Annotated in this window: 18 protein-coding genes and 1 pseudogene; 8 read left to right on the top strand and 11 right to left on the bottom strand. The window is 69.1% G+C overall.

What is annotated here, in order from left to right; genetic code table 11:
- From Q664_RS51730 to Q664_RS07875, 9 genes and pseudogenes are all read right to left on the bottom strand, one after another.
- Positions 1 to 3,950: Kelch repeat-containing protein (locus tag Q664_RS51730; protein WP_052517816.1), on the bottom strand; the 3,950-nt coding region annotated here is incomplete at its 3' end.
- A gap of 140 nt (positions 3,951 to 4,090) precedes the next feature.
- Positions 4,091 to 4,546, bottom strand: a pseudogene (locus Q664_RS60670) (Kelch repeat-containing protein); the annotation flags it as partial.
- Between the two features lie 332 nt (positions 4,547 to 4,878).
- Complete coding sequence (locus Q664_RS07905; RefSeq protein ID WP_152621975.1) at positions 4,879 to 5,805, bottom strand: hypothetical protein; 927 nt, start codon at positions 5,803 to 5,805, stop codon at positions 4,879 to 4,881.
- Between the two features lie 368 nt (positions 5,806 to 6,173).
- The gene (locus tag Q664_RS07900) at positions 6,174 to 7,052 is read right to left on the bottom strand and encodes a metal ABC transporter permease (protein WP_043391660.1); all 879 of its coding nucleotides are present in this window, start codon (positions 7,050 to 7,052) and stop codon (positions 6,174 to 6,176) included.
- The gene (locus Q664_RS07895; RefSeq protein WP_043391658.1) at positions 7,033 to 7,860 is read right to left on the bottom strand and encodes a metal ABC transporter ATP-binding protein; all 828 of its coding nucleotides are present in this window, start codon (positions 7,858 to 7,860) and stop codon (positions 7,033 to 7,035) included. The genes Q664_RS07900 and Q664_RS07895 overlap by 20 nt, the downstream gene beginning before the upstream one ends.
- Entirely contained in the window at positions 7,847 to 8,692 is an 846-nt protein-coding gene (locus Q664_RS07890; protein ID WP_043391656.1) for a hypothetical protein, read from the bottom strand. Before Q664_RS07890 ends, Q664_RS07895 begins: the two co-directional genes overlap by 14 nt.
- Positions 8,693 to 8,695: 3 nt before the next feature.
- Entirely contained in the window at positions 8,696 to 9,619 is a 924-nt protein-coding gene (locus tag Q664_RS07885) for a metal ABC transporter substrate-binding protein (RefSeq protein WP_052517815.1), read from the bottom strand.
- Between the two features lie 23 nt (positions 9,620 to 9,642).
- Complete coding sequence (locus Q664_RS07880) at positions 9,643 to 10,971, bottom strand: hypothetical protein (protein WP_043391653.1); 1,329 nt, start codon at positions 10,969 to 10,971, stop codon at positions 9,643 to 9,645.
- A gap of 69 nt (positions 10,972 to 11,040) precedes the next feature.
- Positions 11,041 to 11,457, bottom strand: coding sequence for a hypothetical protein (locus Q664_RS07875; RefSeq protein WP_043391651.1), 417 nt, complete (start codon positions 11,455 to 11,457; stop codon positions 11,041 to 11,043).
- Positions 11,458 to 11,584: 127 nt separating this feature from the next.
- Here Q664_RS07875 and Q664_RS07870 point away from each other — a divergent pair, with 127 nt between their 5' ends.
- The 5 genes from Q664_RS07870 to Q664_RS07850 all read left to right on the top strand — a co-directional run bounded on the left by Q664_RS07870 (position 11,585) and on the right by Q664_RS07850 (position 17,099).
- A complete protein-coding gene (locus Q664_RS07870; RefSeq protein ID WP_043391650.1) occupies positions 11,585 to 11,926 on the top strand; it encodes a Rieske (2Fe-2S) protein in 342 nt (113 codons plus the stop codon).
- A 69-nt stretch (positions 11,927 to 11,995) separates the two neighbouring features.
- Positions 11,996 to 12,580 carry a GTP cyclohydrolase I gene (folE, locus tag Q664_RS07865; RefSeq protein ID WP_235216601.1) on the top strand — a complete coding sequence of 195 codons (585 nt, stop codon included), beginning with the start codon at positions 11,996 to 11,998 and terminating at the stop codon, positions 12,578 to 12,580.
- 64 nt (positions 12,581 to 12,644) lie between these two features.
- Positions 12,645 to 14,075, top strand: a complete 1,431-nt coding sequence (locus Q664_RS07860) for an FAD-binding oxidoreductase (protein WP_043391648.1) — start codon at positions 12,645 to 12,647, stop codon at positions 14,073 to 14,075.
- A gap of 227 nt (positions 14,076 to 14,302) precedes the next feature.
- On the top strand, positions 14,303 to 15,052 hold the full coding sequence (locus Q664_RS07855; RefSeq protein WP_043391647.1) for a sigma-70 family RNA polymerase sigma factor: 750 nt from the start codon (positions 14,303 to 14,305) through the stop codon (positions 15,050 to 15,052).
- Positions 15,053 to 15,248: 196 nt separating this feature from the next.
- Positions 15,249 to 17,099, top strand: coding sequence for an AMP-dependent synthetase/ligase (locus Q664_RS07850; RefSeq protein WP_043391645.1), 1,851 nt, complete (start codon positions 15,249 to 15,251; stop codon positions 17,097 to 17,099).
- A 133-nt stretch (positions 17,100 to 17,232) separates the two neighbouring features.
- Here Q664_RS07850 and tatA read toward each other — a convergent pair whose 3' ends face one another.
- Together tatA and Q664_RS07840 are read right to left on the bottom strand one after the other, a co-directional pair.
- On the bottom strand, positions 17,233 to 17,475 hold the full coding sequence (tatA, locus tag Q664_RS07845) for a twin-arginine translocase TatA/TatE family subunit (RefSeq protein WP_043391643.1): 243 nt from the start codon (positions 17,473 to 17,475) through the stop codon (positions 17,233 to 17,235).
- Positions 17,476 to 17,552: 77 nt separating this feature from the next.
- On the bottom strand, positions 17,553 to 18,557 hold the full coding sequence (locus Q664_RS07840) for a sensor histidine kinase (RefSeq protein WP_052517819.1): 1,005 nt from the start codon (positions 18,555 to 18,557) through the stop codon (positions 17,553 to 17,555).
- Positions 18,558 to 18,754: 197 nt separating this feature from the next.
- On the opposite strand from Q664_RS07840, the gene Q664_RS07835 reads away from it, so the two are divergent.
- The 3 genes from Q664_RS07835 (at position 18,755) to Q664_RS07825 (ending at position 20,847) form a co-directional block, all read left to right on the top strand.
- Complete coding sequence (locus Q664_RS07835; protein ID WP_043391706.1) at positions 18,755 to 19,129, top strand: response regulator; 375 nt, start codon at positions 18,755 to 18,757, stop codon at positions 19,127 to 19,129.
- A 102-nt stretch (positions 19,130 to 19,231) separates the two neighbouring features.
- Positions 19,232 to 19,561, top strand: coding sequence for an SCP2 sterol-binding domain-containing protein (locus Q664_RS07830; RefSeq protein WP_043391640.1), 330 nt, complete (start codon positions 19,232 to 19,234; stop codon positions 19,559 to 19,561).
- A 113-nt stretch (positions 19,562 to 19,674) separates the two neighbouring features.
- Positions 19,675 to 20,847, top strand: a complete 1,173-nt coding sequence (locus Q664_RS07825) for a CaiB/BaiF CoA transferase family protein (RefSeq protein ID WP_043391638.1) — start codon at positions 19,675 to 19,677, stop codon at positions 20,845 to 20,847.
- The last annotated feature ends 150 nt before the right edge of the window (positions 20,848 to 20,997 follow it).

Genomic DNA, 20,997 nt, shown 5'->3' with positions numbered 1-20,997 from the left:
TGGTTGGGTCCCTCAGGCAGGGCGGTACCTGGGGTGATACTCCAGTTGGTTTGGGTGTTCATGGTAATGTCGGTATCTGGCACTTCTTTCCCATTCACCCATACCCTGACCTTGCTACCGGCTTCTGTCATGCCGCGAATGACTGTCAGTGGGAAGTTGATGTGGGTGTTGTTGGCGGGTTGCGTCACCGTGGGTGTCGTCGGAGTCTGGCCGAGCACGCTCACCAGTTGTCCTCCATGTATGGCATTGGTCATTACGGAAAGGATGTAATGGCCTTCCGGTACGAGCGGTGTCCGGACGGTCACTTCCTTGTCGGAGCCCGAGTCCAGGAGTGGAACGCGTGTCAGCGTTGCGCCCTCCAGCGAAATCAGGCCGATCAGGGGGAGATTCGTGGCGGAACTCTGGGCGTTACCGCTACTTGCCTCCGAGAGGCCGCGCAAGCGCTTTCCCGTGATGCGAGAGTCCTGGTGAGCGTGCTGCGGGTTGAGTACATCGATGTCGGGGCGCCACTCGATGTGAGCTCCCGTACCTTCGTACACCTCCGAGCCAGGGAGAGAGCCGCTTGAGCCAGAGCCACCGGAGACAAGCACCTGGCCAGAGGGCAGCAGCGTCGCCGCGTGGGCATGGCGAGCCGCGGCCAGAGCGCTCGTGGTGCTCCATGCCCCCGTCCCCGGGTCGTACACCTCCGTGCCGGAGAGGGCGCCGCTTGAGCCAGAGCCACCGGAGACAAGCACCTGGCCAGAGGGCAACAGCGTCGCCGCGTGGGTATGGCGAGCCGCGGCCAGAGCGCTCGTGGTGCTCCATACCTCCGTCCCCGGGTCGTACACCTCCGTGCCGGAGAGAGCGCCGCTTGAGCCAGATCCACCGGTGACGAGCACCTGGCCAGAGGCCAACCGCGTTGCGGTGTGGCCATGGCGGGCCGTGGTCAGCGCGCTCGTGGGACTCCACGTGCCCGCGGCCGGGTCGTACACCTCCACGCTGGCGAGGGGGCCACTGGAGCCCGAGCCGCCGGTGACGAGCACCTTGCCGGAGGGCAACAGCGTCGCCGTGTGGCCATGGCGGGCCGTGCTCGGTTTGCCCGCGGGGCTCCACGTGCCCGCGGCTGGGTCATACACCTCCGCGCTGGCGAGGCGACCGTCTGAGCCAATGCCGCCGGTGACGAGCACCTGGCCCGAGGGCAACAGCGTCGCGGTGTGGTTATAGCGGGCCGTGGCCAGTGTGCCTGCGGGGCCCCATGTGCCTGCGGCTGGGTCATACACCTCCGCGCTGGTGAGGGGGCCATTCGAGCCAGCGCCGCCAGTGACGAGCACCTGGCCGGAGGGCAACAGCGTCGCCGTGTGGCCATGGCGGGCCTTGACCAGAGGACCCGTTAGGCTCCAGGAACCCATGGCCGGGTCGTACACCTCCGCGCTGGCGAGGGGGCCGCTGGAGCCCGAGCCACCGGTGACGAGCACCTGGCCGGAGGGCAACAGCGTCGCCGTGTGGCCATGGCGGGCCGTGGCCAGTGTGCCTGCGGGGCTCCACGTGCCCGCAGCTGGGTCGTACACCTCCGCGCTGGCGAGGGGGCCGCTGGGGCCCGAGCCGCCGGTGACGAGCACCTTGCCGGAGGGCAACAGTGTCGCCGTGTGGCCATGGCGAGCCGCGGCCAGAGCGCTCGTGGGACTCCACGTGCCCGCGGCCGGGTCGTACACCTCCGCGCTGGCGAGGGGGCCGCTGGAGCCCAAGCCACCGGTGACGAGCACCTTGCCGGAGGGCAGGAGCGTCGCCGTGTGGCCATGGCGGGCTGTGGTCAGTGTTCCCGGAGTGCTCCAGACCTTCGTGACTGGGTCGTACACCTCCGAGCTGGCGAGGGGGCCATTCGAGCCAGCTCCGCCGGTGATGAGCACCTTGCCGGAGGACAACAGCGTCTCCGTGTGGCCATGGCGGATCGTGGCCGGTGCGCCCGTGAGACTCCAGGTCCTCCTGGCCGGGTCGTAGACCTCCGCGCTGGCGAGGGGGCCGCTGGGGCCAACGCCACTGGTGACGAGCACCTGGCCGGAGGACAACAGCGTCGCGGTGTGGCCATAGCGGGCCGTGGCCAGTGGGCCTGCGGGGCTCCACGTGCCCGCGGCTGGGTCATACACCTCCGCGCTGGCGAGGGGGCCGCTGGGGCCCGAGCCACTGGTGACGAGCACCTTGCCGGAGGGCAACAGTGTCGCGGTGTGGCCATAGCGGGCCGTGGCCAGTGTGCCTGCGGGGCTCCACGTGCCCGCGGCTGGGTCATACACCTCCGCGCTGGCGAGGCGACCGTCTGAGCCAATGCCACCGGTGACGAGCACCTTGTCGGAGGGCAACAGCGTCGCGGTGTGGCCATGGCGGGCCGTGGTCAGTGTTCCCGTGGTGCTCCAGACCTTCGTGACTGGGTCGTACACCTCAGCGCTGGCGAGGGGGCCATTCGAGCCAGCGCCGCCAGTGACGAGCACCTTGCCGGAGGGCAACAGCGTCGCCGTGTGGCGATAGCGGGCCTTGACCAGAGGACCCGTCAGGCTCCAAGACCCCATGGCCGGGTCGTAGACCTCCGTACTGTTGAGGGAGGCGCTGGGTCCAAAGCCACCAGTGACGAGCACCTTGCCGGAGGGCAACAGCGTCGCCGTGTGGAAATAGCGGGCCGTACTTAGTGCGTTTGTGGTGCTCCATGCCCCCGACCCCGGGTCGTGCACCTGCGTACTGGCAAGGGGGCCGTTCACTCCACTGCCACCGGTGACGAGCATCTGGTCCGAGGGCAACAGCGTCGCGGTGTGGCCATAGCGGGCCGTGGCCGGAAAACCGATGATGATCCATGTGCCCGTGGCCGGGTCGTACACCTCCGCGCTGGCGAGGGAGTCGCTTGGGCCATGGCCACCCGAGAGCAGCACATGACCGGAAGGCAACAGCGTCGTCGTGTGGCTGGCACGTGCCGAGTTCATCGAGCCTGTGAGGCTCCACGCCCCTTCGCGAGGGTCGTACACCTCCGCGCTGGCGAGGTGGTTCCTTGAACCCCATCCACCGGAAACCAGCACCTTTCCCGAGGGAAGTAGCGTCGCCGTGTGGAGATAGCGGGCCGTGGCAAGAGCGCCCGTGGGGCTCCACGTCCCCGTGGCCGGGTCGTACACCTCCGCGCCGGCGAGGGGGCCGCTCACGCCATTGCCTCCAGAGACGAGCACCTTGCCGGAGGACAGCAGTGTCGCCGTGGGGTGAGCGCGGGCCGTGGCCAGAGCGCCCGTGGGGCTCCACGTCCCCGTGGCCGGGTCGTACACCTCCGCGCTGGCGAGGGGGCCGCTCACGCCATTGCCTCCAGAGACGAGCACCTTGCCGGAGGACAACAGTGTCGCCGTGTGGTGAGCGCGGGCCGTGGTCAGCGGGTCCTTGGTGGGGCTCCACCTCCCCGTGGCCGGGTCGTATATCTCGGCGTTGGCCAGGCGGCCGCTGGGGCCAAGGCCACCGGCGACGAGCAGCCTGCCGGAGGGCAAGAGCGTTGCCGTGCAGCCACTGCGGGCCGTGGACAGCAGGCCCGTGGGGCTCCACGCCCCCGAGCCAGGGTCGTATACCTCCGTGTTGTCCAAGGGGCCGCTGGGGCCAAGGCCACCGGCGACGAGCACCTTGCCGGAGGGCAGGAGCGTTGCCGTGTAGCCACTGCGGGCCGTGGACAGCAGGCCCGTGGGGCTCCACGTCCCCGTGCCTGGATCGTATACCTCCGTGCTGGCCAGGCGGCCATTGGGGCTTGTGCCACCGGTGACGAGTACCCTGCCGGAGGGAAGGAGCGTCGCCGTGTGGCTGGCTCGGGACTCGGCCAGAGCACCCGTGGTGTTCCATGCTTCCGCGTCCGGATCGTACACCTCGGCGCTGGCGAGGTAATCGTTGGAGCCCGAGCCACCGGTGACGAGCACCTGGCCGGAGGGCAGGAGCGTCGCCGTGTGGTTGGTGCGCGACATGGCCAGGGGGCCGGTGGGGCTCCACGTGCCCGTGGCCGGGTCATAGACTTCCGCGCTGGAGAGGGGCCGCTGGAGCCCGAGCCACCGGTGACGAGTACCTGGCCGGAGGGCAGGAGCGTCGCCGTGTGTTTCTCGCGGGCCGTGGCCAGCAGGCCCGTGGGGCTCCACGTGCCCGTGGTCGGGTCGTACACCTCCGCGCTGGAGAAAGGGCCGCTGGGGCTCGAGCCACCGGTGACGAGTACCCGGCCGGAGGGCAGGAGCGTCGCCGTGTGTTTCTCGCGGGCCGTGGCCAGCAGGCCCGTGGGGCTCCACGTGCCCGTGGCCGGGTCGTACACCTCCGCGCTGGAGAGGGGGCCGATGGGGCCGGAGCCGCTGGGGCCCGAGCCACCGGTGACGAGCACCTGGCCAGAGAGCAACAGCGTCGCCGTGTGGTTGGTGCGCGGCATGGCCAGGGTGCCCGTGGGGCTCCACGTGCCCGTGGCCGGGTCGTAGACCTCCGCGCTGGAGAGGGGTCCGCTGGGAGCCGAGCCACCGGTGACGAGCACCTGGCCAGAGGGCAGGAGCGTCGCCGTGTGTTTCTCGCGGGCCCTGTTCATGGGGCCGGTGACACTCCACTGCCGGCCGGACGTGGCCTGGAGGGCCCTGGGCTCGAGCCCTTCCCGGTGTGGCGTTTCCTCACCGCGCCACGAGACTTCGCCGCAAGCAAGCCACAGCAACGCCGAGGCCATGACCAGCCGCGCAACGGCCACCACCCTTGTTCTTGGTGGGGATTGCATGAACGACTCCTTCAGGTGGGATGTGTTTTCCCGGCCCGAGGCATTCGCCCGCGACTCAGGCCGATGTCCACCGAGCGTAGCACCGGCACTGGTGGGCGCCAGTCACGCGCTCCACGGTTCACCGCCCTCTCACCCCCATGGTCCGGCTGGGCTCAGGGAAACAAGCCCACGCCCACGGAGATCAGGACGGACTGGGGCCTGTATCGCTCCCCAGTGACGAAGAAGTGCTCGTAGGCCACATCGGCGAAGGCGGACAGGCGGGAGGTGAACTGCACGTCCACGCCGAGGGCTGCCCGCCCGCCCACGCTGCCGAGGGGGACTGTATTGCCTTGCGCATCCTTCTCCGCGAAGAAAGCCGTGGCGCCCAGGCGGGCATAGGGACGCACCCAGCTCAGGGTGAGGGGATGGAATTGGCCCTCGGCCCGGAGTCCCGGAGCGCTCTGCACCAGCACCGTGGCCACGCCCCCCCACTTTTGTTGGTTGTAGCCGAGGCTCACGGCGGGGGAGAGGGCGGCGGTGAACTTGAGCTCGGACGGACTCTCCTCGGTGTCTTGGACGGAGGTGAGAATGGGCTCGAGCACATCCAACTCGCCGCGCACGCCCAGGCTCCAGCCGTAGCGACGGGGTGGAGGGGCAGCGCTCCGCGGTGTCTTGGAAGCGGCGGCGTTCTGCTCCAGTTCCTGGGCGAGGAGCGTCTTGTCCGCGGGCAGCCCGAGCGTGTCGCGGGCCTGTTCGAAGAGCTTGCGCAGCCGTCTGTTGGCCTGGAAGGGCAGTTGGGCGTCCTTGTCGAGCGCGAGGGCCTGCTTGAAGGATTCCAGGGCCTCGTCCTGGGACAGCTCCGCCTGGAGCACGCCCTGCATGACCTTGAGCCAGACGATCTCCTCGGGGCCATTGGACTTCCATTCCAGGGCCCTCTCCAGCTTGGACAGGGCCTCGGTGAACCTGCCCTGCTCATAGAGCGTGGCGACGGCGTTGATGTAGAAATTCTGGGTTTGAGGCAGCACGACCCTGGAGGACTCCTGGGCGTGTGCGGCGGGGATGGCCAGACAGATGAAGAAGAGCCACAGGGTATGTCGCACGAGGGAATTCATGGAGTCAGCCGTTGGCAGAGGGAGCAAAGCAAGACACCACAACGGATTCGTTCGCCTGGAAGTGCCCGTTGAATGCGTGGTGTGGGTCGACGGTACCAGTTGGCGCACTCGCGCGTGGTGACGTGCTTCACCCTCGAGCGGTGAGCTGCTTCGCTGCTCGGCTCGCAGTCCGGGGCTGCCTTGTGTCTTTGCCTCCGCGGAACGCGCTCTCGCCGCCCCCTTCACTCGTAGTCGACTACGAGCGGTGTGGGTGATTGTCGCATATCGCTCGTAGTCGACTACGAGTGGAGTGCGGCTGCCCGTCCGCGCACACGTCTGGAGGTGGTGACCTCAATCCGGCGAAACGCGTGAGAGGCTCAGCGCGTCCCGCCGCCCAGGACGAGCTGCCGCACGCCCCGGGCCAGCAGCGCGATCACCACCAGGGCGCTCGCGAGCACCGTCTGCGAGCCGCCCACGGGGAAGTTGTAGAAGTAGGCGAAGAGGTAGCCGCCCAGGCCGGAGATGGCGCCCGCGAGCGTGGCCAGCAGGAAGGTCCACGGCAGCCGCAGGTCCAACACCAGCGCCGCGATGGCCGACAGCGTGGAGAAGGCGAACACCGGCAGCGCGCCGAGTGCCCGCGCGGACACGCCCACCATCAACCCGATGGAGATCATCAGCACCGCGTCGAGCGCCCGCACCGGCAGCCCCTGCACCATGGCGCCGGTGCGATCGAAGCTGGCGAAGGTGAGGCCGCGGAACCACCACAGGTGGAAGAGCAGGGTGAGCGCGCCCACCACGCCCACGGCGATGAGCTGGGGCCGCTCCACCAGCACCGCCGTGCCGAAGAGGATGCCCTGGATGTCATGGGCCTCCTGCGAGATGCGGTCTCCCACCAGGATGGAGGCGCCCCCGGTGAACGCGTAGGCCAGGCCCAGCAGGCCCTCGCGCGAGATGCGCAGCCGCGTGGGCTCCATCATCAAGAGCAGCGTGGCCAGCAGCGACAGGCCCACCGCGCCCAGGGTGGGCGCCACGTGCAGGCCCAGGTGGATCTCCGCGTAGAAGGCCAGCGCCACGCCCAGGCCGGCCGATTGCGTCACCGCGGCGCTGACGAACACCATGCGCCGCAGCACCACGTACACGCTCAGGAATCCCAGCACGCTGCCCGCGATGAGCGCGCAGAGCATCGGATCCCTGAACAGCTCGTAGGCGTCCCAGAACTGTGCCCAGGTGTTGGTCTCAGCCAGTTGCGGGTCCAAGGGGGTGTCCTGAAGAAGGATGGCGGGGGCAGTAATCGTCGCCGTACTGGTGCCGGAAGGCAGGATGGCAGAAGACCGTGTTCGCGTCCCCAAGAACCACGGCCGGGGCCTCTCTATCCACGAAGAGCAGCTGGTCCGCGAACTCGGCGGCCACCCGCAGGTCATGGCTCACCACCACCACGGCCAGCCGCCGCTCGCGCGCCAGCTCCGCCAGGCGCCGCATGGTCTCCCGCTCGGCCACGGCGTCCATCGCCGCGGTGGGCTCGTCCAGCAGCACCAGGTCCGCCTCGGTGGCCAGCACCCGCGCGAGCAGGGCGCGCTGCTTCTGGCCCTCGGACAGCTCGCGGTAGGGCCGGTTGGCGAGGGGGCCCGCTCCCGCCGTCTCCAGCGCCGTGTCCACCGCCTGGCGATCCTCCCGCTTGGAGAAGGGCCGCAGGAAGTTCCACCCCGTCAGCCGGCCCCAGTGCACCAGCTCGCGCGAGCGCACCGGGAGCATCCCGTCGATGCCGGACGTCTGCGGCACGTACGCGCTCTTCACCTGGGGGCTGGAGCGGTACACGCGGCCGGACACCGGGTGCTGCAGGCCCAGCAGTGTCTTGAACCACGTGCTCTTGCCCGAGCCGTTGCGGCCGATGACGGCCAGGAAGGTGCCTCGGTGCACCTGGAGGTTGATGGGCGGCAGCAGCGCCTGGCCCTGGTAGCCGATGACCAGCTCCTCGCAGCACAGGAGCAGGTCGGCCTCGTGCTGGTGCGTGGGCCCGGGCGTCTTCGCGGGCCCGCTGTCGTGCGTGTGCTCACCGTTCGCCACGGGTCACCTCCGCTTCGGGCGAGACCGTGGCCAGCCGCTCCTTCAACGCGGCGTGGACCTCACGGTTCTCCTCGTCACTGATCTCCACCACTCCGTCCGAGCCTTCCGTCAGCGTGCTCCAGTCCACGGCGTCGAAGAGCCGGGCCGTGAGCACCAGGTTCAGGTCCAGCTTCGCCTGGGGGGGCGTGGAGCGGTCCGAGGGCAGGTCCATCGAGCCGTCGAGCACCGCCGCTGGCGCTTCGCTGGTCGAGGTCCGGGAGAGCACCCACCGGAAGCGGCGCTCGCCGGGGAAACGCGCGGGAACGCGTGCGTCGCGCACGGTGCCTTCCAGTTGGAGCGACTCGATGCCCCAGCGGTCCTGGGACACGGTGGTCTGGGGCAGCGCACAGTCCGGCAGGCACTCCACCGCGAGCCGCTCCGGCGCCAGCAGGTTCAACGGTCCGGTCACGGGCAGCGTCGCCACCGTGCTGGAGCCGCCCCCACCGCCCGCCTCCGCGGCCACCTGCTCGTAGGGGATGAGCGCTCCGTCGTCGCGGTGGCAGTGTCCGCCGTGGCAGAGCGAGTAGCCCGGGGGCGGGTTGGCGGGATTGAAGCCCCCGCCCGAGCCTCCGGCGATGGCGATCAACTCGATGCCCGACAGCCGCAGCGAGGCCCCGTCCACGAGCACCTGGTAGTTCGAGCTGAGCTGCTGGTAGCCGTCGGGCGTGGTGCGGTCGGCGAGCGGCTCGTACGCGGCGCGCACGGTGGGCTCCAGCACCGCGAAGCCCTGGCCGGGCTCCCACGCGCAGGCGCCGAGGCCCAGGCAGCTCAGGAGGAAGAATGCGCGGCGCATGGCTCAGGTCCCCTGGCCCTTCATGCCCTTCTCGAGCCGGGTCATCAGATCCTCCAGGTGTTGCAGGTACGTCTGTCCGCCGCGGAAGTCGGTGCCCGAGGTGAAGAGGACGAGGGGCGCGGGAATCTTGCTCGCCACCAGCTTGGAGGTGGTGGTGGGGTAGTAGTCCTCCTGGAGGATGAAGCGGGCCTTGCGCTGGCGGGCCTGGGTCAGCACCTGGGCCACGTGGGCGGGGTTGGGCGGGATGCCGGGCTTGGGCTCGAGGTAGGCGATGGTGTCGAAGCCCAGCCAGTTGGCCAGGTACGCCGTCGTCCGGTGGTAGGCCACCACGGGCGTGCCCTTGAGTCCGGCCAGCCGCTGCTCCCAGCCCGCGCGCGCCTTCTCCAGCTCGGCGGTGAACTTCTCCAGGTTGGCGCGGTAGGCCTCCGCGTTCTTCTGATCCAACGACGCCAGGCGGTCGGTGATGCCCCGGGCCACCTGCAGCGCGGCCCTCGGGTCATAGAGGAAGTGCGGGTTGCCTCCGGCGTGCACGTCTCCCTGGCTGCGGTCCACGCGGGTGGTGGGGACCTCCAGGGTGCGCACGAACTGGGCCGCCTCGAGGTAGCCCGGGCTGCCGGTGAGGATGCGGGTGTTGCGGGCGCCATTCTGGAGCGCGGGCAGCCAGCCCACCTCCAGCTCCAGGCCGATGGCGATCAACAGGTCCGCGCGGTTGACGTCCAGGGCCAGGCTGGGCCGGGCATCCACGAAGTGCGGATCCTGCGTGGGCAGGGCGAGGGACGTCACCTGCACGTGCTCGCCGCCCACGGCCTTGGTGATGGCGGCGAGGTCCGGCAGCGTGGTGACCACCTTGAGGTCGGCGCGGGCGGGAAGGGACAGCAGGCCCAGGAGGACGGCGTTCAGGGCCACGAAGCATCGGAAGGGGCTCATCGAAGGCTCCAGAGCAAGACGGGTTAGAAGGAGTGGGCGCCGTGCGCGCCCATCACCACTTCGAGTGCGAGGAAGACCGAGTAGTCCGGACGCTCGCGCCAGCTGGCGATGTCCGTGGCGCCCTGCAGGCGCAGGCGGGAGAACTCGGTGGGCCAGAAGGTGACGTTGGCGGAGAGGCGCTGGCGGTTGCCGGTCCACTCGGGGTCGAGCGGATCGTCCGCCACGGAGCCGTTCTGTCCGTACGCCGGGGTGCCGAGCTCGTAGCGGCCGGCGACGGCCCAGCGCTGATCGAAGCGCCAGGACAGCTGGGCGTAGCCGTTGAGGTCCGACAGCACGTCCTGGGGGACCTGGCGGCGCCGGTAGAGGAGCTCGGCCTGGAGGGCCACGGTGGTGAAGCTGTTGCCCTTGAGCGGCCGGTACTTGAGGTACACATCCGTGCCGAACACGTCGGTGCGGTTGCGGTAGCCGGTGGGGTTGGGACCATCCGCGGCGGACAGGCCCCACAGCAGCGACAGGTCATCCGACAGCGGGAAGAACTGCTTCAGCAGGCCGGTGAACTGGAAGTCGAAGGGGGAGGTGACTCCGCCCAGATCGGCGCCCAGGAAGCTGCGCGCGGTGGACTCGCCGCTGGCGTCGGTGACGGAGCCGAGCACCTCCACGTACCAGGGCAGCGGGGTGAGCCAGGAGCCCTCCACGCCGAGCCCGCGGTTGCCCTCGCCGCCGAAGACGCGGCCGATGGCGAAGGGCTGGTCCACGAACTCCCACGAGTGCGGGTGCGTGGGGTTGATGCGGCCGAAGCGGGTGAGGAACTGGCCGGCGCGCACCTGGAGGTTGCCCGGCAGGTTCGACGTGGTGGCGTACGCCTCCTCTATCTCCACGCCGAACTGGCTGAAGACGATGTTGCCGTCGAAGCGGAAGTACGGGTCCACCGCCGTGTTGATGGACAGCTCCAGTTGCTGGAGGTTGAAGCCGTTGGTGGTGGGATCATGCCCGCCCGTCTGCAGTGGCTCCTTGGAGGTGAAGCCGGCGGCGGCCACGTCCAGGATGAAGGCGAGGTTCAGCCCGTGGAAGTCGATGTTCGTCGGGCTGAGCGTCACGCCGTTGGAGGACGCGGGTGGGGTGGTGGCGGGAGCCGTGCCCGCCTCGGCGGCCGCGGCGGCGTCCTTGCCGAGCGCCTCCTCGATATCCTTCAAGTCCTCGGCGGACAGGCCCGGGTCCGGAGCGGGCTCCGGTTCCTGGGCGGGCGTGTCCGTGTCCTCCCGCGGCGTCTGGGCCGAGGCGGGTGTGAGAGGGGAGAGACAGAAAGACAGGCAGACAGCGAGACCGGCGAGCCGGCACGACGTGGGGGACACAATGCACTCCGCGAACCGGACGTCCGAAGAGCAGGCGGACGTCGACCCAAGGACCACGCTTCGACCGCGCTAGACGCGCACGGGAGGCGAGGCCTTGGGGGCGGTGTCGAGGACGGACAGCGAGGACTGGGGCCGGGGCGGCGCGGTGGCCGGGCGGCTCACCTCGAGGCACGCCTGGAGGACGGGCCGCACCTCGGGGCTCGTCACCTCGTCCCGGGTGCTGACCGAGACGAAGGCGCACGACTCGTGCTTGAGCGAGCCTCCGGGGGAGGCGGGCGGCAGCTTCTCGAAGGCCTTGGCGTCCCGGAGTTGCGCCGAGAGCGCCGAGCCCTTGCTGGACGGGCTCTCCTCGAAGGCGCGGTGGGTGGGGCAGTAGCGGTGGACGTGTTCCTGCGCGTGCGCGATGGCGATCAGCGGCTGGGCAACCCAGAGCACCACCAACAGGGTGGCGATGAGGTGGCCAGCGATGTGGGCGCGCATTCTCATCGGGCAGGAAGACGGTAATTATTCGCTCTACTGGTCCCCTGGAGGGGTGTCAAGGGTGCGACGGCCCCAGTATCCGGGTATTCAGGTGTGGAGGGCGCGCTCGACGCGGGGCGTTGAAGGACGAGCCATGAACGGACAGGAGGACGAGCACTTCATTCCCGTAGCGCACCTGTCTGACCTGGACGAGCGGGGCCGGGCGGTGGTGCGGGTGGGGGAGGAGTGGGTGGCGCTGGTCCAGGTGGACGGACGGCTCCATGCGGTGCAGCAGGCCTGTCCCCACCGCGGAGGCCCCATGTCGGAGGGAGATCAGGACGGGTGCCTCCTCTACTGTCCCCTCCATGCCTGGGCCTTCGACGTCCGGACGGGCATCAGCCCGACGATTCCGGGCGCGCGCGTGCGTATCTACCCGGTACGGGTCATTGGAGACGAGATTCAGGTAGCGGCTTCGGATAGGGTGCCCGTCCCCTGAGGTATCGACCAGGCAACGAGGAAGACACGCACCATGGCCGCAGCTCGAAGGACTCGAGGGGCCCCGCCCGTGAAACCCGACCGGGAGGCCATGGCCACGGCGATCCGGGACTTCCTGCGCGCGGCGGGCCTGCCGCTGGACAGTGATCCCAACCTCGTGGGGACTCCGGAGCGGGTGGCCGAGGCGTGGGCGTCGGAGTTCCTCGACGGCTACGCGCGCACGCCCGAGGAGGCGCTGGGCGAGACCTTCCCGGGACCGGCGGACTCGTCCGGGGAGCTGGTGGTGGTGACGGACCTGCGCTTCCAGTCCATGTGCCCGCACCACCTGCTGCCCTTCGAGGGCCGGGCGCACGTGGCCTACGTGCCGCGCTCGCGGGTGGTGGGCTTCGGCCGGCTGGGCGCGCTGGTGGATTGCTTCGCGCACCGGCTCATCCTCCAGGAGGACCTGGCGCGCGAGGTGGCCTCGTCGCTGGCCCGCGTGCTGAAGAGCCCGGCCACCGCCTGCATCATCGAGGCGGAGCAGTCCTGTCTGCGCATCCGGGGAGATCGGCAGCGCGATGCCCGCACGCACTCGGAGGCCTACGAGGGCCGGTTGCGTGAGGACGGAGCCCTGCGCCGGGAGCTGTGGACGCGCCTGAGCGCCCCGAGGCGTTGAGTGGAGTGAAGAGCAGTGGAGTGAAGAGCAGTGGAGTGAAGAGCAGTCGAGTGGAGCTGTCCGGATGACCCTGCCCGCGGAGCGTACCTTCCCCCGAGTTTCCCCCGGCCTCCTGGAGCGTGCGCGGGCCGCGCTGGTGGAGGTGCTCTCCCCGGGCCAGGTGCGCCACGACGCCTCCACCCTGGAGAACTACGCCGAGGACGAGTCCGACTCGGGCGTCTACCCGCCGGACCTCGTGGTCTTCCCCGAGAACACCGGGCAGGTCTCCGCCGTGTTCCGCACCTGCCAGGCGCTCGGGGTGCCCTTCACGCCCTGCGGGGCGCGCAGTGGCAAGAGCGGCGGCTCGCTCCCCCTGCTGGGCGGCGTGGCGGTGAGCCTGGAGCGGATGAACCGCATCCTCTCCGTCTCGGCCGAGGACCTCACGGCGGTGGTGCAGCCGGGCGTCATCACGGGCGACTTGATGAAGGCCGTGGAGGCGCAGTGCCTCTTCTATCCGCCGGATCCCAACTCGTGGGAGTTCTGCACGATGGGCGGCAACGTGGCGGAGAACGCGGGAGGCCCCCGGGCGCTCAAGTACGGCGTCACCCGCGACTACGTCATCGGCCTGGAGTGGGTGCTGCCGAGCGGCGAGGTGGTCCGCGTGGGCCGCCGTACCATCAAGGGCGTGGCCGGCTATGACCTGGTGGGCCTCTTCGTGGGCTCCGAGGGCACGCTCGGGGTGGCCACCGAAATCACCCTCCAGCTCATCCCCAAGCCCCGGCACGTGAAGACGGCCCTGGTCATCTTCGACTCGGTGCACACCGCCGCGCACGCCATCACCGCGGTGCTGAAGGCCGGCATCCTCCCGCGCACGCTCGAGCTCATCGACGACGTGGCGCTCCAGGCCGTGGATGGAAGGGGCTTCAACTTTCCGGCGGGTGCCGGCTCGGCCGTCATCGCCGAGGTGGACGGCAACATGGAGGAGGGCCTGTTCGCCGAGCTCGCCTGGCTGGGTGAGATCTGCGAGCAGCAGGGCGCCCGGGAAGTCCTCGTGGCCCAGGACGAGTCCCAGCGCGAGAAGCTCTGGGCGGTGCGCCGGGTGGTTTCCACCGCGTTGCGCTCCTTGCGTCCGCACAAGATCTCGGAGGACATCGCGGTACCCCGGTCCCGTATTCCCGACATCATCCTGGCCCTCAAGAAAATGGGGGAGGAGCTGGGGTTGCCAGTGGCCACGTACGGCCACGCGGGGGACGGCAACCTGCACGCCAACATCCTCTACGAGGGCCCCCACCAGCGCGCGTTGGTGGAGACGGCCATCCGGCGCATGTTGGAGCTCACCGTGTCCATGGGTGGCACCATCACGGGCGAGCACGGCGTGGGGCACGCCAAGCGGGAATATCTGGCGATGGAGCAAGCCGAGACGGTGCTGGAGCTGCAGCGCCGTTTGAAGGGCTTCTTCGATCCTTCAGGAATGCTCAACCCCGAGAAAATCTTTCCCGCGCCCAAGCGTTCTTAGTCCTCAGCGGACACGCTCGTTCTTCGGGGAGCAGGTCACTTCCCACCCTGGATGGAGCCGTTACGTGGTCGTAACGGACCCCAGGCCCGCTTGTCGCCAGGGTAAGCGGGTCAAATAACCCCGAATGGAAATGAGAAACGCTTCGGCACGTTGTGCGTCCTAGAGATGTGGACGCGGAACCGGGGGCGAGCGCGTCCGTCACACTGAAGGAACTGGAGACGCGAAACATGGCGAACAGGACGATGAAGTATGGAGCCGAGGGCCTGTCGCACTACCTGCGTCATCTCGGGGATCATTCTCAGCTGACCCGAGAGCAGGAGTACGAACTGGCCGGGCGCGCTCGCAAGGGAGATGAGTCGGCGCGGCAGACGCTCGCGCAGTCCAACCTGGCTTTCGTGGTGGCGGTGGCGAAGAAATTCTCCAACCGCGGTGCCCGCCTGGATGACCTCATCCAGGAAGGCAATGTGGGTCTCATGAAGGCCATCGAGCACTTCGACCCCAAGAAGAACGTGCGCTTCGCCACGTATGCGGTGTGGTGGATTCGCGCCTACATCACCCGCTACCTGAAGGACAACCGCAGCCAGGTGCGCGGCGGTGAGGCCGAGCGCGGCAGCATGACGGACTTCTCGCTGGACGCGAGCATCGACGAGGAAGGCGAGACGACGTTCCTGGATCGCCTGGAGGACGGGGGCCCCTCGCCTCAGCAGGTGTTCCTGGCTCGCGAGCAGAACGAGGAAGTGCAGGAGGCGCTGTCCAAGGTGCGCAAGCGCATTGGCGACCTGGGGTGGGACATCCTCCAGGAGCGGCTCACGCAGGACAAGCCGCGCACGCTGGAGGAGCTGGGCCAGCGTTGGGGCGTATCGCGCGAGCGCGTGCGGCAGGTGGAGCTCAAGACGAAGAACTTCCTCGAGCGCTACCTGGCGGCCTTCAATCAGGACGAGGAGCAGCAGGACACCTCCTCCGCCGACGCCGCCTGACGTCCGGGACAGGCACCATGTCGGCGACAGAATCGGGCGGTACTCGAGGTGCGGAGCACCCCGGGTGCCGCCTTCGTCGTTTCCGGGGCCCTGGCTCGCCGTCCGTCTCCACGGCGGGCAGGCAGGCGGGGAGGGCCCCTGACGCGAGGAGCGAGAAGCCGGGTTACTGAAGAAATGTAGGAGAGGAGGAGCTCATATGAGGGCGGAGACCCAGCTGGCCACCTCGGACGCGCGCAACCTCGTCGAGCTGCTGCTCCAACGGGCCCAGTCCCCCACGAAGGTCGCCGCGAGCTGGAAGACGGGCGGCCGCTGGGAGGACGTCACCTGGGGGCGCATCCTGGAGGACGTGAAGGCGCTGTCCGCCGGCCTCCTCGCCCAGGGCGTGAAGCCGGGGGACCGGGTGGCCATCTTCGCGGACACCAGCCTGCAATGGGTGGTGTGCGATCTGGCCATCTCCGCCGCCCAGGCCATCACCGTCCCCATCTACGCCTCCAACACGCCGGACGAGGTGCGCTACATCCTCAACCACTCCGAGGCGTCGCTCGTCTTCGTGGACCATGACGAGCAGACGCCCAGGCAGCCGGGCCGTGCCACCCGCCTGCGGCAGAAGCTCGCGGAGTGTCCCGGCGTGCGCGAGGTGGTGCTCTTCGAGGGCGCCAGCACGGGCGAAACGGAGCTGACGCTCGCACGGTTGATGGAGCAGGGCCGCACGGCGCATGCCGCGCGCCCGGAGTCCTTCGACGAGCGGGCGCGCCAGATGAAGCCCGAGGACGTGTGCTGCATCATCTACACCTCGGGCACCACGGGGGACCCCAAGGGGGTGCTGCTCACCCACGGCAACTGGGCCTACGAGGCCAACGGGGTGAAGAGCCTCGGGGTGATGACGCCCAGCGATTCGGTGTTGATGTTCCTGCCCCTGGCGCACTCCTTCGGGCAGGTGGTGAAGGCCGCGTGGCTGTCCATGGGCTTCCGCATGGCGTTCGCCGAGTCCGCGGACAAGCTGCTGGCCAACCTCGTGGAGACGCGCCCCACCATCCTCCCAGCGGTGCCGCGCGTCTTCGAGAAGGTCTACAACGGCGTGGTGGCCAATGGCTCCGCCGCGCCCGGCCTCAAGGGCCGCCTGTTCCGCTGGGCCTTCTCGCTCTTCGAGGAGTACGTGGAGGCGAAGACGCAGGGCCGCGAGCCCGCCCTGGTGGGGCTGGCCCTGGCGCGCAAGCTGGTGTTCAGCAAGGTGCGCGCCTCGCTCGACGAGAAGCTGGGCGGCAACATGCGCCTGTTCGTCTCCGGTGGCGCGCCGCTGTCCCGGAAGATCGCCTGGTTCTTCGAGCTGCTCGGCTACAAGGTGCTGGAGGGCTACGGCCTCACCGAGACGTCGGCCGCCTCCTGCGTCAACCCGCCGGAGCGCATCAAGATTGGCACCGTGGGCCCGCCGATGCCCGGCACCGAGGTGAAGGTCGCCCCGGACGGGGAGCTCCTCCTGCGCGGCCCTGGGGTGATGAAGGGCTACTACAAGAACCCGGAGGCCACCACCGAGGTGCTCGAGGCCGATGGCTGGTTCCACACCGGGGACATCGGCGAGGTGGGCGCGGACGGCTACGTCACCATCACCGATCGCAAGAAGGACATCATCGTCACCTCGGGCGGCAAGAACGTCTCGCCGCAGAACATCGAGAACACGCTCAAGACGTACCCGCTCGTCAGCCAGGCGGTGGTCCACGGTGACGAGCGCAAGTACCTGGTGGCGCTCATCACCGTGGCCGAGGAGCCCGCGCGCAAGCTGCTCGACGGCCTGGGGGTGAAGGCCGGGAGCTACGCGGAGGTGTGCCGCCAGCCGGCGCTCCGGGCCGCGGTGCAGGAGCTCCTCGACAAGGTGAACACGGAGCTGCCGTCCTACAGCACACTCAAGCGCTTCGCGGTGATGGAGGCGGACTTCAGCCAGGAGACGGGCGAGCTGACCCCGAGCCTCAAGGTGAAGCGCAAGCACGTCAGCCAGAAGTACAAGGCGGTGCTGGACGGGCTCTACGACAAGGAAGATCGCGCGGACTGAACTCCCTCTCCCTCTGGGAGAGGGTCGGGGTGAGGGTCTACGCCGGGCCCGCAAGCGACGACGCCCGTGCCCATCTCTCACGGAGGAGAGACCGGCGCGGGCGTGGTGCGACTCGGGACGAAACCCGGAGAGCTCAGCCCTGGTGGCTGGTGCTGCGGGCGGTGGCGTCCTTCTCCACCGTGCCATTGCTGGCGAGCGTGCCGGTCGGCTTCTTCTCGTCGGAGGAGGAGGAGGAGCCTTCGTCTTCGCTGAAGCCACGCTTGAAGTTGCGGATGGCGCTTCCCAGCGAGGAGCCGAGCTGCGGCAGGCGCGTGGCTCCGAACAGGAGCAGCAGCACCGCCATGATCAGCAGAATCTCCGACATCTTCAGACCCATCGCGCGCTCCCGGAAGGAAAAGGCCCGGGCAGGATAGCCCCCCGGGGCGCGGGTCGCCAGCACGACGAAAGGGCTGTTCAGACCTGTATGCCCGCCGAGGAAGCGAGGGCGATGGGGAGTGTAAGGTAGAGCGTGGTGCCCCCGGCATCGGCCGTCACCCCGACGGAGCCGCCGAGCGCCTCCACCTCCTGCCGGGCGAGCCCCAGCCGCAGCGGATCCTCCAGCTTCTTCTCCCGGAAGGCGCGTTCCTCCCGCGCGAAGGTGAGGGTGAGCTCCTCCTCCGTCAGGGGCACGCCATCGCGCCGCACCTCCACCTGGAGCATTCCACCCTCCGGCCGGGCCCGCACCCGGAGCTGCTCCCCGGGCTGGGCGCGCAGCAGGTGGTGGCGGATGAAGGCCTCCACGGCGTGCTGCACCCGGCCTCCGTCCACCTCCACCTCGGGCAGGGGGCCTCCGGGCAGCTCCAGGCTCAGCGCCACGCTCGCCGTGCCCGCCGCCTCCAGGTGGTGCTCCACCGCGTTGGCGAGCAGGGGCTCGAGCGCCTGCCGCTCCCGCTCGCACGCCAGCATGCCCAGGTCCGCCCGGCTCGCGTCGAAGAAGTCCTGGGCGAAGGCCAGGGCCTTGTCCGTGTTGCGCAGGATCGTCTCCAGTCCGCGCTTCGCCTTGGGCTCCAACGGAATGCGCCCATTGAGGAGCAGGGCGGCGTACGAGCGCACGTTCGCCAGGGAGCCCCTCAAGTCATGCGACGCCAGCCCCAGGTAGCGCACCCGCCGGCGCACGAGCTCCTCGTCGCCCTCGGCGGGTTGCGTCCACACCAGCCGCGTCCCGTCCTCCAGGGGACTCTCGCCCGCCCGCAGCAGCCGCCCCTCGTGCTCCCACAGGTCCGCACCCGGCCGCCGCTGGAAGCCCACCGCCTCCATCAGCTCCATCAGCGAGCCCACGCTCTCGGGGAGCCGCTCCACCCCCAGATGGGCCCTCAGCCGCCCATCCACCTCCCGCACCAGGCCTCGCCGCGAGAGGATGGCGAACCCGGGCTCGTCCTCTCCGGCCGCCGCCTGCCTCCATTCCCCCGCGTGATTCACGCCTGCCGTCTCCTCGTCCATGGGTTAGGAAAACGGTGGGGAGGCATTGTCGATTTTGCAACGAGCCTGCCCTGTTGCCCTGCGAGCCGGTTGAATTCATCCTTCCTTTCCCGTCCCTTGAGAGAAAATCGAGGGTGCGCGTCACTCAGGAGAAGAACCTGTCTTCCGCCAATCTTCAGCACCAGGGGTCCAACGTCGTGCTGGTGGTCGATGACGACCCGGACATCCTCGAGGCCCTCTCGGAGATCCTCGAGGCCGAGGGCTTCGAGATCCGCCGCGCCCGCAATGGCAAGGAGGCCCTGGAGCGGCTCGAGCCGGATCCGCCCCAGCTCATCCTCCTGGACTTGATGATGCCGGTGATGGACGGCTGGGAGTTCGCCCAGCGCATGCGGCAGCGCCCGTCCGTGGCCGGCATCCCCCTCATCGTCCTCAGCGCGGACCGCAACGTGGGCAGCAAGGCCACGGACATTGGCGCGGTGGGCCATCTGGCCAAGCCCTTCGAGCTCAATGATCTCCTGGAGATGGTCCGGCGCTCGCTGAGCCAGGCGCAGGCCTCCAGCGCCGGACGTTGAGCCACCCCCCGGCTCACCTCGCGGCTTGACCCGCCCGGGCCCCGTCATTACGGTGCCGCCCGGTCGTTGATTCACCAGTCAATTCCTCAAAGGAGAGAAGCGATGGCGAGCGCACAGGACATCATCGAGAACGACATCCCGATCGTGCTGAAGGACAAGCCGGAGCTGGCCAAGGACATTTCCGCGGTCATCCACTTCAACATCACCGGCGACAATGGCGGCACCTGGACGCTGGACTGCACCAAGACCGAGGGCTGGGTCTCCAAGGGCGCCGAGGGCACCCCGAAGATGACCGTCACCGTCAGCAACGACGACTTCGTGAAGATCCGCGCCAAGCAGCTCAACGCGCAGATGGCCGCCATGCAGGGCAAGCTCAAGTTCAAGCCGATGGACATGGCCCTCGCCATGAAGCTGGCGAAGCTGCTCGGCTAGTCTCACCCGGAGCCGCGCCCTCGGGCGCATGGCTCCACGAGCGGCGTGTGCTCCTCTCCCGGGGCCGCGCCGCTTCTTTTTTGTCTCCCCCCTCCAGCCCCCTCCCCCCACCCATGAACACGCTTCCCCTGTCCGGACTCAAGGTCCTGGATCTCTCCCGTCTTCTGCCCGGCCCCTACGCCACGCTGGTGCTCGCCGATCTCGGCGCCACGGTGGACAAGGTGGAGGACCCCCAGGGCGGTGACTACCTCCGCCAGATGGCGCCGCTGCGCGACGACGAGAGCGCGCTCTTCTACGGGCTCAACCGCAACAAGCGCTCGCTGACGTTGGACCTCAAGGCCCCCGAGGCGCGCGAGGCCTTCAAGCGGCTGGTGCGCGGCTACGACGTGCTGGTGGAGAGCTTCCGGCCCGGCGTCATGGACAAGCTGGGCCTGGGCTGGAGCGTGCTGCACGCGGAGAACCCGCGGCTCGTCTACTGCGCCATCTCCGGCTATGGGCAGACGGGGCCGGACCGGCTCAAGGCGGGGCATGACCTCAACTACGCGGCGCGCGCGGGCGTGCTCGGCTACGGCGGCGAGGCGGACGGCGCCCCGGCCTTCCCCGGCGTGCAACTGGGTGACATCGGCGGCGGCAGCCTCTTCGCGCTGGTGGGCCTCCTCGCGGCGCTCCACGAGCGCGAGCGCACCGGCCAGGGCCGCTTCGTGGACGTGTCCATGACGGATGGCGCCACGGCCTTCCTCCACATGCACCTGGCGGCGCGGCTCTTCATGGGCGAGCAGGGCCAGCCGCTGCGCCGCGGCCGCGAGACGCTCAATGGCGGCTACGCCTGCTACGGCCTGTACCGCACCCGCGATGGCCGCTACCTGTCCGTGGGCGCGCTGGAGCCCAAGTTCCTCGCCGGGGTGTGTCAGGTGTTGGGGCGGCCGGACCTGCTCGCGGATGCCTATGACACCGGCGAGGCCGGCGCGCGCGTGAAGGCCGAGTTCACCCGCATCTTCGCCGAGCATCCCCTGGCGTATTGGACGGAGCGCTTCGCGGGCGCGGATGTGTGTGTCGAACCCGTACTGGAAGGCGATGAGGTGCTGGCGGATCCCCAGCTCCGCGCCAGGAATCTGTTCGTGGAGTCTGAAGACACCCAACGTGGGAGACGGGTGACCCACCTCCTCACGCCGCTGCGCATGGGCGAGACCCCGCTGCGTCCTCCCCCGGTTCTTGGACAGCACACACATAAAATTCTTTTCGAGGCAGGCTTTAGCTCGGAAGAAATTGAAAGACTGGTCAAATAGGTTCTGTCTGGAATTGGCTGGGAGTCCGGACGGGAGACACGGGGCGTCACCAATCCCGGATCTCCCGTAAAGTGTGGGGGTCTGTCTTTACCCGCTACACACGCAAATTGAGACATGCGATTTTGCGGTAAGTCGAGCCAGCGCCTCGCA

Source organism: Archangium violaceum Cb vi76 (genome assembly GCF_000733295.1).
Taxonomy (GTDB): domain Bacteria; phylum Myxococcota; class Myxococcia; order Myxococcales; family Myxococcaceae; genus Archangium; species Archangium violaceum.
The sequence above is the reverse complement of the archived record's forward strand: the minus strand, read 5'-3'. Positions and strand labels throughout refer to the sequence as shown.